Here is a 15,777-nt window from a genome sequence, read left to right on the forward strand (position 1 = left end):
GATGATCGCAGGGGCAAGTGGGCGGAGATTGTTGCTGAGCGAGGCGTGGAGGGAAGTGTACTCATGGTGTCAGCGGCTACGCTCGTGGGCGAAGGTGCGCAGCCACGAGGGCAGCCGCTACTGGGATTATTTCTTTTTATCTCCTTTACGCTTTATTTGCTGGTAGGCACTACGACGCTGGCAGGAACCCAGGCCTGGCGATGATTATAGTTAATCTCATACCACAGATTTGTTGTTCCATCCTCGACATAGGTATAGCCGGAGACGAAGATGGCGCCACTGGGCGCATAACCAATCGTGGTCGCCCCGGTCATGGGTTTACCAGTAACCGCAATATCAGCGCCGGTGGCGCTATTCAGCGTTACGGGAGTCCCGGGTCCTTCTATGGCACCACCGGGCGGTACATCAAGCCATGCCAGATGTGCATCCGCTAGAGGCGTGGGTGGATTGTCTCCTCCATGGTCCGATACACCATACCAGATCTCATAAAAGGTATCACCCGTTCCAACTGGATCTTTGACCTTGTTGATGTAATAGTAACTGGTATTGGTCTCAACGTTATTGGTCTCATCAGTCATATCATTGATACCCAATGCTGTGACCAGAGGAGCATGCGTATTGGGACCAGTATGTAGATAGAAGAAGTTGAAGTTGGCGCTGGTCTCGGTTCCATTTCTTCCCAGCGGCTTCTGGTCTGTGCGGGGCTTCAGGGTAATCACATTGTCGTACTTTTTACCTTTAGGATAAGGAACGCCCTGCTCATGAATCAATTTGAGATAATAGGTCCAGAGCCAGTAGGGACCTGGATCGACATGGTTGGTAAACAAACCAGGTGATGGGACTGTTCCATGTGAAACAATATGGTCATGGTCCAGAGGTATGTTGTATTTTTTGAGCAGGTAGGCGGTTAATTTGGCTGAGCTTAGATACTGCGCGGCATTATACCAGAGATAACCAGTCGCATCATAACCAATATGTTCAATGCCGATTGAGCGCTGATTATACCAATAGTTACCGACATGATAGGCCACATCCTTGTCGTGTAGTAGTTGATAGATGGTCCCATCGGTATCCACAAGATAGTGAATACTCACTCCGCTATTCACATCTTGAAAGACGCCCAGTGAAGCCTGCAGGCCACCTTCAGTATCATGAATGGTCACATAATTGACCGGTAAAACTTTGGGGCGATCGGTTGATTCATAGGTACAACCAGGATAGGTAGAATCAGGCGGCGTACAATCAAAGGAGGTTGGCACAATACAGTCAATGGCACCAGCATAATCTACTTTATTATCACGCTTGCAGCCTGCAGGTAAGGAAGAGGTGGTAGCGATTTTAGCGGATGCGGCGGTAGCGGTATGCGGCTGTACATTCTGAGGTGCCAGCGTTACCGTCTCTCCGCTCTCCGTTTGACGGGAAAAGCCTGCATTCAGCACGGTATAGAGGGCATCGGCGTACTGTAATGCAGATGTCCGCGTGGCTGCATGACTATAGGTAGCTACCACCCCATACCAATCAGCCAGATTGCCAGGAAGCGTATGTGAGGAAGATTGCTGTAATGCCTCATCACGGAGGACGGCGGCCCCACCACGAATATTGGTGGCAAGATCCTTCTTCAGCTTGTCAACGGCAACGCCAATATCCATAGCAGCTTCATCGAGGGTATTACCACGTCTGTTTTTGATGAGATGCATACTACCATACCCACCATCCACACTGGGACGGCCCTGGTGATTGTTGAATTGACCCTCCATATATGCCAGAGCTTTGAGGAGTTCGGCGGGGACGCCCGTAGTCTGTGAGGCCTGCGTAATAGCTCCATTGGCCGATTGAGATCCAATGGCGGCGCTGGCCTGTAGAGGTGTTCCACCGGATAAAGCACTAAGGGAGAAAGAAAGAAGTAAAGCTAATACAATAGTGATCTCAATGCGTTTAGACAAGAATTGTTGTTGCATCTTACTTTAAACTCTCCTAAGCAAATAAAGGTACATTGAAGAAGGTGCGAAGAGAAACAAAACAGAGTGGTATATGTTTACAGATGCACTAGATTGATGGGTGGTATATGCTTTTCCACCTGGGAGATATTTCACGCTCTAATATAAAATAACATAATTTATTTATTTATGCTCACTGGAGACGCAGCTCAACGTAGCGGCAGGTCTTGTACCTGCGACCAGTCCAACGTATGACTATGCACAGGCCAGAGGCTGAACACGCCTGGCTGTGATCGCCATTACACGACCACGTGTTTTTGAGGCTTTGCATACGTGAACAGGTTGCAGGTACAAGACCTGCCGCTACGTTTTATTATCCGCTGACTTATAAATGTTGCGACAACTCTGTGACACATATGACATATATTTTAAACATCTTTCCTTTACACTATGGGTATCGAAGCTTGAAGAGATGAATGAGGCACAAGTGCTTCTATTGATAAGATATATAAAAGGAAATGATCTTTATGCAACTCTATGATTTATTACCAACCGCTCATCTATCAGAAAAAGAGACGTTGTTACAGGCTGTGATGCGCAGGGTAAGCTATTTCCAACACTATGTGGTTACTCAGACTCCGACACAGAAATTGGATGGGGATCAGTCATTGTATGCTGGAGAACAATTGGACTATGAGACGGCTCTGATGGTTTCTTCGGCCAGGCTTTCCTATTGGGAACAGCAGCCGATGTTGCGCTAAACGATGCAGACAGGTATAACATCACCGTGCGGTGAACGTACACGAACATAAAAAGACGCCTTTCCAGCAGTGCTGAGAAGGCGTCTTTCTTATAAGATCTCTAGTCTATCTCTTCATCTTCATCATCAATGGGGGCACCACGGGAGCCAACATTGGGCTGGAAACGGGAAGCCTGACTGCGTAGGAAGTCGTTGCGAGCCTTTTCGTCAGCCATGATGTCATCGGCTTCATCAGCCATACTGTGTCCATCATCACCACCGCCACGGTTGCCATGATCATAGACCTCTCGGGCTCGACCACCATCTACGGATTGTCCGATGATGCCACGCTGCTCCAAAAGATCGATCAGGCGAGCCGCCCGTGAATAACCGACTTTGAGACGGCGCTGCAAGAGCGAGATGGAGGCTCGTCCCTGTTCCCGTACGACATCCTCGGCACGATCCAAGAGCTCATCTTCAAGCTCGAACTCATCGTGCTGCTCGACCTTGAGTTCCCAACCCGGCTCAATCGCCGACTGGCGCTGAACGCTATCAGGATCAGCTCCTAACTCAAGGGCATGCTGGATGATTTGTTGGCGCCAGAAATCCGCTAGCCGTTGGGCTTCATCGTCACTCAGGAACGCGCCCTGAATGCGCTCAGGCCGTCCAGCGTCGGCGGGTAAGTATAACATATCCCCTCGGCCCAGTAGCCGCTCAGCGCCGCCCATATCGATAATGGTACGAGAATCGACGGCCGAGCTCACCATGAACGAGATACGCGTCGGGATGTTGGCTTTGATCAGTCCTGTGATAACATCGACCGATGGACGCTGTGTGGCCACGACCAGGTGGATACCAGTGGCACGGGCTAGCTGGGCCAGACGACAGATCATACCTTCGACTTCTTCAGGCGCGGCCATCATCAGGTCGGCTAACTCGTCAATGATAATCACGATGGCAGGCAAATTATTCAGGCTGACATCACCCTGGGTCAATTTCTGAGCCCGCAACTTGCGATATCCATCCAGGTTACGCACACCCAGCTGCGAGAAAAGTCGATAGCGGCGCTCCATCTCAGCGATAGCATTTTTGAGTAAGGAGACAACTTTCTCCACTTCAACAACGACCGGTGAGAGCAGATGGGGAATGCCATTATACATGTTCAATTCCACCATCTTCGGATCGACCATCAGCAAACGGACATCGTCTGGCGTAGCCTGCATCAGGATACTGGCAATGATCGCGTTGATCATCACGCTCTTACCGGCTCCGGTAGCACCAGCGATCAGCAAGTGCGGCATCTTGGCCAGATCCCCGACACGAACAAGACCCGCCACGTCTTTACCTAGTCCAATTGAGAGATAGGATTTTACTTTGGCGGCAATATACTCTTTGCTCTCCAGCACCTCACGTAAGGTGACCAGACGGCTATTTTTATTTGGGATCTCCACACCAACATACGGACGACCTGGTACTGGTGCCTCCATACGAATGGTTTTGGCTTCTAGTACCAGAGCGAGATCGTTCTGTAAAGCCATAATGCGGCTAACACGGGTACGTGTCTCATAGACGATCTGACCCGAGGCATCGCGTACCGGCATCATTTTGCCGGTCTTCTCATCAACAACCATCTGCGGTCGACCCGTTGGACGAATACCAAAGCGGATAATCGTTGGTCCGATGCTGATATCCTCTTCACGTACCTCGGCCTCAACCCGGAAACTACGAAGCGTATCCTGAATCAACTTAGCCAGATCTTCCGTATCTTCCCCATACAGCTGCTGCTTGGCGTTATCCGGCACCTGCAGGACTTCCATCTTTGGCAATTGCCAGCTGGATTTAATATGTGAAAGATTAGCGTTCGCTACGGCCTGGGCCGCCTTGCTGTTCTTGCTGGCGGCTGGCCTGGATGCTGGCGCTGGTGTTGGCACACTGGGCATTATCGGTCGAGCAGCCACCCGACTGGACTGGGGCAGTGAACGCGGCTGAGGCGCTGGCTCCAGGATCAAAGGCTCGTCGTCCGTTGGCGGTCGCAACATTACATCGTCGTCTACAATCGTCTCATCTTGAAACGCGAGTGGCTGCTGCCGCGCTCCACGCGTAGCGCCCGTATGATCTGTTATATCCAATGGCTGAGGATCATGGACACCACGTGGTACCATACTAATCTGCTGCTTGTGCAGATTAATATCGTTCATTGGATCCTCGTCATCAAAGTAGAAGTTTTCTTCTTCGTAGGCGTATTCTTCTGGCTCAATGGCTATTGTTTTGTCGCTATAATCATCGTAACTATTAAAGCCATCGTCATAATAAATTTCTTCATCTACAAGAGGTGCTGGCGCGGGTTGCTGCTTTTTTCCTGAACGTGAGGGTAATGCAGCTGCCTGCGCTTGCTTTTTCCCTGACCGTGAAGGTAACGCGGCTGCTTGCGGCTGCTGTCCTACGCGTGAAGCTACCTGGCGGCGTGAAGGGGTCGAGGGTAACTCAAGTTCTTCCTCGAACTCATCGATATCACCAGTATCATCCAGGGCGGTGCGGCCGGAACTATAGCGGCTAAATTGTGGGCGCTGTCCAAGGAAGCGCGATGAAACATTATCATCTTCTTCCTCTTGCTCGCCACCACGCGGCACATCACCGATGATGCGCTCCACAAAATGATAGATCATCAACACATGGGCAAATGTAATGCGGAACGTAAAGATCGTCACGACCAGGATAAGTCCGATTACCAGCACATGTCCCACAGCTGGTGGCCAGCCTGAAAAAGGCATAGCCAGCAGGTCTGCCAATACGCCGGCGGTCTGGGGTCCCATAATCAGCCGACTCTCCAGGAGGAGCAGCAGACACATCACAATCAGGCCCAGGACCATAGAACTGCGCATCAACTTCTCGTTGCGCAGACTCTCATATAAGCGTGTCACGGCAAACATTACAAAGCCAAAGGCCAGCACATAGGCCGACCAGCCCAGGAATGTCAGGAAAAATTTGCCAATGTTGCCCCAAATCGGTGCTGCACTAAGTACGGTTAAGGACGCAAATAAAAGTAAAGATAATACAAGTAATAATGAACTCGAAATGCGCTGCTGCTGATTTGGAGACAATCCATTCCATCTATCCAGTATAAACTGGAGGAAATGCGTATCGTTTGCACCACCTGATGCAGAAGGAGTTCGTGCCGAACGCGGTGAACTGGATGACGTACCCTTTTTACCTGTACTGGCACCAGCATTTTGTCGGCCGCGCGCCGCTTGTCTGGGCGCTCCAGCACCTCCACTATTACGAGAACCCGATCTCGGTGAAGATGAATTTGAACGCTGTTCGACCCGTTGCGAGCTTATCGAACCTTGTCCCCCAACAGCCCGGCTTGCGCGCGAGTAGCCACGATCGAGGCTGGGCACTACTCTATCGCCTCTGCGCCTCACCTCTGATTTGCGGTCGCTGCCTGCCATGTTGCTGGTTCCCTCCTTTTCTAAGAGTCAGACAAGAGTATAATAGCGCACATGTTCCATAGGCGCAATAGCGAATAGCTCGCACGTTCGGTGACAGAAATATGTAAAATCTATCTAGAGTGTATATCGATATTTCCAAAGTGAATGACCTATAAGCCCTTTAAAACATATGCGGAATCTACTGTTATGCCTCACACATAATTTTTTTGTTGGTGTGTTGTTATAAATAGTCCTTATATATATACGAAAAACAGACGGAGTTCGGTAGGTATTTGTCTATCCGATGGCAATATCCTATTATAGGAGCTTTTGATAGATATAATATAGCATCTAATTACCTTTGTCTGTATACCTATGGTTGGTGGTCATTCATACAGTACCCACACTCGTTCCCTGACGGGAACCTGCTTTTTTTATTCTATGGTGCAAAAAATGGGCTGTGGCCCATTTTTTGCACCATAGAATAAAAATGGTATGGGGGCTTCTCTTCCCTCTCACACTATGATCTTAACCACTGAGCCGAGAGGTGCAGGAGGGCCGGCTAGGCCCGCCTGCCAGGGTTGCGGGAGTATCCCGCTTCTCTTCCCTCTCACAATATGATCCTTAAACCACTGAGCCGGGAGGTGCAGGAGGGCCGGCGAGGCCCTCCTGCCGGGGGTGCGGGGTGTCCCGCTTCTCTTCCCTCTCACAATATGATCCTTAAACCACTGAGCCGGGAGGTGCAGGAGGGCCGGCGAGGCCCTCCTGCCGGGGGTGCGGGGGTGTCCCCCGCGCTTCTCTCTCCCCTCTCCTACCCGCCGTCAGGCGGGGAGTGATGAGTTGCTTATACCAGACACAAAGAAAAGAGGATGGATTAATTTTCCATCCTCTTTTCTTTGTGTCTGGTATAACTTTAGACTTCCATCACCATGGGCAAGATCATGGGGCGGCGGCGAGTTTGTTCGTAGAGGAACTCGCTGAGCGTGTGTTTGATCTTGTCTTTGACGAAGGACCAGTCGGAGCCGCCGTGGCCACGCTGCTCAATGTGGTGGAAGGCTTCCAGCACGCGTAAGCGGGCGTTTTCTAGCAGTTCTTCGGAGTCACGCATATAGACGAAACCACGGGAGACGATGTCGGGCCCTGCCAGGGGCTCGCCGGTCTCTTTGTCGATGGTCAGAACAACCATCAGGATACCGTCCTGAGAGAGCACTTTGCGATCACGCAATACGATCTGTCCAACGTCACCTACGCTGAGGCCGTCGACAAATACGTTGCCTGATGAGACATGCTCTTTTAGCTTGATGCTATCTTCGGTGACTTCGATGATGTCTCCATCTTCAGCCACGATGATGTTTTGCTCGGGAATGCCCAGCGAGTAGGCCAGTTTGGCATGCAGGACGAGTTGCCGATATTCACCATGGACAGGTACGAAGAAGCGTGGTCGCAACAGGCTGAGCATCAATTTGAGCTCTTCCTGCGCACCGTGACCAGAGACGTGTACGTTTGAGATACCCTGATAGAATACCTCGGCTCCCTGCCGGAATAAACTGTTGATGGTACGATGGACCATCTTTTCATTACCCGGCACTGGTGTGGCGGATAAAATGACGGTGTCTCCCGGTTGGATGCGAATCTGGCGGTGATCCTGGTTGGCGATACGAGTTAACGCAGAGGTGGGCTCGCCCTGGCTACCAGTACACATGATTACAACCTGATCAGGATTGAACTTGTTGATGTCTTCAGGACGAATTAACATGTTTTTAGGCATATTAAGATAGCCCAGTTCAATCGCCATCTGGACGTTGTTCTGCATGCTACGACCCACAAATGCTACAAAGCGTTCGTAGCGTTGCGCGGTATCGATTACCTGCTGAACACGTGAGATCAGTGAAGCAAAGGTCGCGATTAAGATACGACCTGGTGCGTTCGCGAAAATTTTGTCAAATGAATCATTAATGACCCGCTCTGATGGTGTATATCCAGGTGACTCGACACGGGTGCTATCACCCATCATGACTAGCACGCCATCATTGCCGATTTTTCCCAGGAGACCAAGGTCGGCTGGCTTGCCATCGACTGGCGTATAATCAAATTTGTAGTCGCCCGTATGCACAACCTCACCAATCGGTGTGTGGATTACAATACCGACTGCGTCTGGAATACTGTGGTTGACGCGGAAGAAATCAGCGGAACACGTACCAAGATCTACATGATCTCCGGGAGCAATTGCGGTCACGGATACTTTATCAAGTAATCGGTGCTCTTTCAATTTCACATTGATCAGACCTTGGGTCAGACGGGTTGCGTAAATCGGGGGAAAATCGAGCATTGGCAAGACATATGGAAGGGCCCCAACGTGGTCTTCGTGACCATGAGTAATCAGAATAGCGCGGATGCGATCTTTTTTGTCCATCAGATATGTGGTATCTGGGATAACCAGGTCGACTCCAAACATTTCTTCATCGGGGAACATGACCCCTACGTCCACAATAATAATATCGTTTCCGTACTCTACGACCATCATATTTTTGCCAACTTCTCCCAGTCCACCCAGGGGGATAAGTCGAACTTTTTCTTTTGTCAAGGTATAAACAACCTCCTACCTTATAACATAATGCACAGGGTGCATGGATTTGCGGTAATTTTTTATATCTATCTCCACTCCTGCCTCTACCACAGGAGTAAAAGCCAAATTTAAGCAATATTTTGCCATTTAGAGTGTATCATACCATGGTTAGGTGGCACAAGGTAGTGTATAAAGCTTGTGTGTTTTTTGGGCAGTTTTTGGTTGCCGGCATTCTTTTTGGATTGGTGTAGAGGGTACTATTTGGCTATTTAGTACCGTTAGTGGTTTTTTCTCTGACACCTCGCGCCTGCGGCGCTCGCTTTATTTTTATGTGGGTGAGAGGCGGCTGCGGCCGCCTCTCACCCACATAAAAAAGAGTTTTGCTGGCTCTTCTCGCATACATAAAAAAGAGTTTTGCTGGCTCTTCTCGCATACATAAAAAAGAGTTTTGCTGGCTCTTCTCGCATACATGGAAAAGAGTTTTGCTGGCTCTTCTTGTACAAATAAATGGGTAATGAGTTTGTCTTATTATAAGATAACAAATATGTTGCTGTTTTTATGCCCTGGGTTCTGGCAGGACTGGGCCAGGGGCATGCAGTCCTGCTGTTTTGTTTTTTGATGGGTTGGATTAATGGCCCATGGAGCGCCAGATGGCGAAGGCGACGATGATGGCGATGACTAAGATGGCTACGCCAGCGATCATCCAATAGACACGGCGGGGGCTGGTGTCGATTTTTCCGCCGGGGAGGGTTCTCCGGGCACGGGAGAGTTGTTCTTGACGGCGCTGTTTCAGGCGATCCATGCGTTTTTTGCGCTGGCTCTGGGCGTTCTGGGCACGGTCGTTTTCCTCTTCATAGCCCATGCGCTCCATGCGGCGACGCATGTCTCTATTGTAGCTTTCATATTGCTGCTGCTGCTGATTGCTGCTCTCGGTAATTTGTTTGGGCTGGGTTGATTTGGCTCCCGGTACGGCGGTTCCACCAACGACGGGTCGAGACCCTTTGTTGCTGTTCCGTTGCTGGCTTTTCCGGGATGCTGGTGCGGGGGTTGTGCCTCCAACCATCTGCGAAATGGACTGCTGCTGCTGGTTCTTGCCCGCTCCCTGCTTGTTCGCTTTTGCCATATGAAAAACCTCTTTCTGCTCTTAGGTTGAATGTGTCGGCGCTCTTTGTTCGCGACTAGGATGCCGAGGCCTCTATGCTCTGCTCTTCAGATATGTCGTCGGAGCTCTGTTCGTTTAGAGGTGTATCTTTGTCGTTGAGATGGTCTAACCATCCGCTGGCGGCGTCTACGTTTATGTCATATTCCTGGGCCAGATCACGACGGATGTATGGCACGATATGACCTGAGAGGACACGCCGCTCTTTTACCGCTTGTATGTTTGACTGCGCCTGCTGAATGAGCAGATCCATGGCGGCTTCGGGCTCTCCTAGAAGGTGTTCCAGGCGCTGCCACTCTTGCTGCAAGTCGCTATCCATTTTTTGCAGGTGCTCGCTAGGATCGGTTCGTCCCATGGTCTGGACGACACGGAAAAGCGTGTCTTCATCTGCCAGACCCAGGTGTTCGGCCAGTAAAAGCATACGCAGGCCGCGTGCCATGGTTGGATGGTAGAGGGCTACGTTGATCTCCGCGTCGTCTCTCATACCACGATTATTGAGATTCGCCGATCCTATTGTAACCCATTGATCATCAACAATGGCAATTTTAGCATGAATATAAATTGGACGGTAATAGACCGTCTCTTCTTGCTGTAAAGATGATGCCAGGGTGTAGACCTGCAACTTACCGGCCGCCACGGCTTCTGGAGCGCGTTCCCACAGCAATTTGAGCCCGTCATCTGTAAAGTCCCGACCAACGTTAGGGTTATCTGGCAGGAGCATGGTGACGGTCACGCCACGATTCAGGGCTTCGGCGAGCGATGTGAAGAGTTGCTCCATAACTTCGGTGGGCAGACTGACCAGCGGAGTCTCCAGTCCTAAATAGGTGCGACGCCAGAAATATTGATTCTCTAAATAAATTGAGCGTTGAGCACGAGCGAAGGCACGCTGGTAAACATCCATGATGGTGGCAATGCCGTCCTCAAGCGCAAAGGTATAGGTGTTACGCGGAATGGTGCGTACTACCTGCATCTGGATCTTTTCAACCTGATTAGATGGTTGTTGATCTTCGGGTGACGAGGGCTGTAAAGGCTCGGAAAAATTGGCATCGCGCCGGAGGTGCAAGGCATTCCAACGCTGACAGAAGTTGGCCTCAACATCGGCGACGGCTGGTCCCTCGAAGGTAACATGCATATCATGCCAGCCATATGAGAGCTTGCCATCTTTGCGGGTGCGCAAAATATTATTATAGACATGTCCCTTAGTGTCCCAGCGATCATGGTCACCATCGGCTTCCGTCATCAGGTCGATACCGCCGACAAAGGCGATCTGGCCATCTACGGTGATGGCTTTCTGATGCAGTGAAGCAATCGGATGTTCGATGGTCAGCTGGCTATCATCGAGCACACATTGTACGCCGACCGCTTCCAGGGCTTCTTTCACCTGTTTACGGCCAGCTTGAAACGGTACTTTGAGTGTATCCCAGAGTAATATGCGCACATCAACGCCTTTAGCAACGGCATAGCCAAGCACGTTGACCACACTCAGCACTTCACATTTTTGCCAGAAGCGTAAATCGGACTCTGACATGCCTTTATCTCGCAACCAGGAGAGGAGTACCTCTTGATCGGGCGTACCATCTTCACCTGCGCGGTGATGCTTGCCACGGACCATGGGCATGTCGGGCGTTAAGCCCCAGCTGGCAATATAGATGGTCTCCTTCGCACTCAAGAAGCGATGGCACATTTCCAGCATGGTCGTGCGCCCATCAATTAAAAAGGCCAGGCGCTGCATTTCTCGGACCGGAAAGTCCGTGGGCGCCCACCACTCAGAGTTGGCAACGAAATTCTTCTCTACACTCATAGCACGTTATCAACTTTCGCTTTACGACTGCTCACTCATCATCTGCCTGGCGATGTTAGTGGCTGTTTCTTTGTCGTCTGAGGCCAGCTCTCCATCGATGACCAGTCCCAATAGGTGGTCCTTCAATGGACGCAACCAGGGTCCGGGACCACGACCAAACATTTCCATTAGCTCGTTTCCGTCCAGAGGACTCTTGATCGGAACGCGCTCAGCTTCTTCTCGGAGGTGCTGACAACGTTCCGCAAGTTCCTGGACGCGTGCGGCGGCTCGATTGACTTTGTCCATGCGATAACTAGTAATATCTGCCCGTGAAAGATCCAGGAGATCTGGCAGGACATCCCCGCTATCGAGCATCAGGCGACGGACCGCCCCGTCTGTCCAGTCCGATGTATAAGCGTTGGCACGCATATGCAGCTTGACGACTTGCGAGACGTGGTAGATGAACTCACGATCAAAGTGCAAGCGCTTCAAGATGTCACGTGCCATATAAGCTCCGACATCTTCATGGCCAAAGAAATGAATCTTATTGTCCTCCACGCTCTTGGTGCGCGGCTTGGCAATATCGTGTAATAATGCGCCCCAGCGGGTCACCGGTCGTGCTGAGGAACGCTCAACCACACGTAACACATGGGCATAGATATCCTTGGTAGACTTACCGACCGTAGCCTTCTGGCTCACCCCTTTTAATTCAAGCACCTCAGGAATAATCCATTCCATCAGACCAAGCTCGACCAGCAGGTCCAGTCCTTTGGTGGGATGGGGGGATAGCAATAGTTTATTCATCTCATCGCGAATACGCTCACGGCTAATCTTTTGCAGAGTAGAGGCCTGGCGCACAATCGCGGCACGCGTTTCCGCCTCAATCTCAAAATCAAGTTGAGCGGCAAAGCGGACCGCACGTAACAGGCGCAGTGGGTCTTCCCCGAAACGCTTATCAGGCTCATCACCAACGGCACGCAGAATATGATCCTCAAGATCTCTTCGTCCATTGAAAAGATCATGAATACGGTCACTTAACGGGTCACGCGCCAGAGCATTGATCGTGAAATCACGCCGGGCAAGATCCTCTTCCAGGCTATCACCGAAACAAACCTCTGGTTTACGAGAATCAGGATTGTAGCGCTCGGAGCGAAATGTCGTGATTTCAATGATGCTGTCATCGTAGTGGAGACGCACGGTGCCAAACCGCTCTCCGACCAGGACAACGGCAGTTGGATGCGTTGGGGCAACAAGGCGCTTGATCTCGTCGGGCCTGGCGTCCGTGGCCAGATCTCCATCGCTGGCTTGCCCGCGCAGGAGCAGGTCGTCACGCACTGTCCCACCAACCATATAAAGTTGTTTATGCTGGTCGTGAAAGGTTTCCGCCAGCATTTTAATAATATCAAGCATACTTAAAATCTATGTATCCGCTTCGTTTCGTTCGTAACTGCTGTGCCCGTTTTAAAGACACGGTTAGCTACGGTCTTAAATTGGACATGATAATAATCCCATCGCAAATCTTACAATGGGACTATTGTATCATGTTCAGATAGCTTCTTTAAAGTGGGTCTTGATCTAACTTTTTCAAGTTTCTCAAACCAAGTGTTCTATCAGGGTATCTGAGAAAGATGCGCCCGCTACGCGGACGAGGAGGGGGGAGGGACCAGGGCACAGCCCTGGAACCCAGTCAGGGAATTGCCATCCCCTGCACCCCCGCTTTGTTTTGGGCGAGGCGGGACCAGGGCATAGAGCCTACAAATTTTATAGTAGTGCAGCAGGTGTGCTGAGCGCACCTGCTGCACTACTATAAAAAAGATTGGGGGCGTCAGCGCCCCCAGGCTGGCAGAAAACTCATCACTCCCATTGGGATGGGAGTTATCCCCACTCTTGTTAGGAGCTTGAAGGGATGGCGCTAATAGTTGGATTGGTCATGGTGTCATCGATGTTTAGCTCAAAGAGGGGATGATCGAGAAACCATTGCTGGCAGTCGAAGAGTTCCTCTCCTTCAGCGGGTTCGATGGGGATATAGCTACCATCGGGTTGAAGCATGTGGGCGTTGGCGTTGTCTCGCAATATTGGGTTGATCATCTGGTCCATGAGGGCGATTTTCATGGTTCGTGATTCGATTGGGAAGAGTACTTCAACACGATTATTCAGGTTACGCTGCATCATGTCTGCGCTCCCCAGAAAGATTTCGGCCTGTCCACCGTTGCCGAAGTAGTAGATACGGCTGTGTTCCAGGAAACGTCCGACCAGGCTACGGACACGGATGGTTTCACTGACACCTGGTACACCTGGACGCAAGCTGCAGACACCACGAATGATGAGTTCAATCGAGACACCGGCCTGGGAGGCCCGATACAGGGTACTGATGACCTCAGGATCTACCAGTGCATTCATTTTGAAGATCAGGCGCCCGTTGCCTTTTTCCTGGTGGATGCTGATCTCGCGCTCAATACGATCAATGATGCCTCTACGTAAGGTTACCGGGGCGACCAGTAATTTACGGTAGGAGCCCTGCCGCGAATAGCCGGTCAATGAATTAAACAATGAGGTTACATCCATACCGATATCGTGGCGACTGGTAAACATACATAGATCTTCATAGATCTTGGCGGTTGAGGCGTTATAATTGCCGGTTCCCAGATGGATATAGCGGCACAGACCATCTTCCTCTTTACGTACCACCATCGCCACTTTAGCATGGGTCTTTAAGCCCACCAATCCATACACGACGTGGACGCCCATACGCTCTAATTCACGCGCCCAACCGATGTTATTTTCTTCATCGAAGCGTGCTTTGAGTTCCACCAGTACCGCCACCTGCTTGCCGTTTTCGGCCGCATGCAAGAGCGCTTTGACTACCGGAGAATTCGAGCCGACGCGGTACAAGGTCTGCTTGATGGCCAATACCTGTGGATCTTCGGCGGCCGCACGAATAAAATCTACGATCGGATTGAAGCTATCATAGGGTTGGTGCAACAAGATATCGTGTTGCTGAATGGCGTCAAAAATGTTTTCACTATTGCGAATAATCGGCGGGACCCGTGGCGTAAAAGGGGGGTCCTTGAGGTCAGGTCGCGTAATGCTCTGGAGTTCCATCAGGTCGCCTAATCCCAGAGGACCATCGATGACGGTCAGGTCATCCTCAGTAATCTCAAGGTTTTCCAGCAGCAGGCTGCGGATACGCCGTGGCATTGAGGGATTGACATTAAGATCCACTACCGCACCAAAACGACGCTCTCGTACCTCTTGTTCGATATATTCGAGCAGGTCGGATGCTTCATCTTCCTGCAACTCAATATCGGCGTCACGGAGCACACGGAACGGATACGATTCCCGAATCTCAAAGCCCGGAAAGAGCATCTGTAGATTTGCAGCAATCACTTGTTCAAGCCAGACAAAGGCAACGGCCTGGGGCTCAGTGGATGCGACAGGAACCGGTAGGAGACGTGGCAGGGCCGGGGGTACTTTAATACGAGCGAATGGATCCTCTTGATCCTCGTTGGTAGAGACGATAACCACCGCGAGATTCAAACTGAGATTTGAGATATGCGGGAATGGATGTCCTTTGTCTACGGCCAGCGGAGTCAGCACTGGAAAGATTTCATTCTCAAAATAGCGTCGCATCGCATCGCGCTGTGCTGAATCCAGTTGCTCGTAATCCAGAACATGAATATGCTCTCTGGCCAGTGCTGGTAGCAACACATCACGCCAATAACGTCTGACTTCCTGTATCAAGGGAGCAAGCCGCTGGCGCAGGGCCGTCAACTGCTGCTGTGCCGTACGTCCATCAGGACTACGCGGTGTGGTACGCGAAACAATCTGATCCTTCAGGCCAGCCAGACGAATCATAATAAATTCATCCAGATTGGTCTCAAAGATAGAGATAAACTTGACACGCTCTAATAGTGGATGCCGCTCGTCTTTGGCTTCCTCGAAGACGCGACGATTAAACTCAATCCAACTTAACTCCCGGTTAATGTAGAGGTCCGGTCTCTCTAGTGATGGTGTGGCTGATTCGCTCACTATTTGTTGATCCATAACATATACCCCGCTCTGTTGGCGCCTGTAACTGTAATATTTTATCATGTATGCTAAAAACGTAGCAAACAGGCTTCTTGCTTATATTTGGCTCTCCGTCATTCCAGGGGAAGGGAAAAGCGTT

The 15,777-nt window shown here is 50.7% G+C and carries 8 protein-coding genes; 1 reads left to right on the forward strand and 7 read right to left on the reverse strand.

Going from position 1 to position 15,777, the window contains the following annotated elements:
• Positions 1–152 precede the first annotated feature (152 nt).
• Entirely contained in the window at positions 153–1,958 is a 1,806-nt protein-coding gene (locus EL633_RS08205) for an N-acetylmuramoyl-L-alanine amidase (RefSeq protein WP_126626719.1), read from the reverse strand.
• Positions 1,959–2,464: 506 nt separating this feature from the next.
• Between EL633_RS08205 and EL633_RS08210 the strand changes: the two genes are divergently transcribed.
• Complete coding sequence (locus EL633_RS08210; protein WP_126626720.1) at positions 2,465–2,698, forward strand: hypothetical protein; 234 nt, start codon at positions 2,465–2,467, stop codon at positions 2,696–2,698.
• A gap of 100 nt (positions 2,699–2,798) precedes the next feature.
• Here the strand turns inward: EL633_RS08210 and EL633_RS08215 are convergent, their stop codons facing one another.
• The 6 genes from EL633_RS08215 to ppk1 form a co-directional block, all read right to left on the reverse strand.
• Entirely contained in the window at positions 2,799–6,125 is a 3,327-nt protein-coding gene (locus tag EL633_RS08215; protein ID WP_126626721.1) for a DNA translocase FtsK, read from the reverse strand.
• Positions 6,126–7,017: 892 nt separating this feature from the next.
• Positions 7,018–8,688 carry a ribonuclease J gene (locus EL633_RS08220; RefSeq protein WP_126626722.1) on the reverse strand — a complete coding sequence of 557 codons (1,671 nt, stop codon included), beginning with the start codon at positions 8,686–8,688 and terminating at the stop codon, positions 7,018–7,020.
• A 610-nt stretch (positions 8,689–9,298) separates the two neighbouring features.
• Entirely contained in the window at positions 9,299–9,793 is a 495-nt protein-coding gene (locus tag EL633_RS08225) for a hypothetical protein (RefSeq protein WP_126626723.1), read from the reverse strand.
• Positions 9,794–9,848: 55 nt separating this feature from the next.
• A complete protein-coding gene (locus EL633_RS08230) occupies positions 9,849–11,630 on the reverse strand; it encodes a phospholipase D-like domain-containing protein (RefSeq protein ID WP_126626724.1) in 1,782 nt (593 codons plus the stop codon).
• Positions 11,631–11,651: 21 nt separating this feature from the next.
• Complete coding sequence (locus EL633_RS08235) at positions 11,652–13,019, reverse strand: CCA tRNA nucleotidyltransferase (protein WP_126626725.1); 1,368 nt, start codon at positions 13,017–13,019, stop codon at positions 11,652–11,654.
• Between the two features lie 480 nt (positions 13,020–13,499).
• Positions 13,500–15,653 (reverse strand): polyphosphate kinase 1, encoded by a 2,154-nt coding sequence (gene ppk1, locus EL633_RS08240; RefSeq protein ID WP_126626726.1) that lies wholly within the window; start codon positions 15,651–15,653, stop codon positions 13,500–13,502.
• Positions 15,654–15,777: the final 124 nt, after the last annotated feature.

Origin of the sequence: Dictyobacter alpinus (genome assembly GCF_003967575.1) — a bacterium.
GTDB lineage: Bacteria > Chloroflexota > Ktedonobacteria > Ktedonobacterales > Ktedonobacteraceae > Dictyobacter > Dictyobacter alpinus.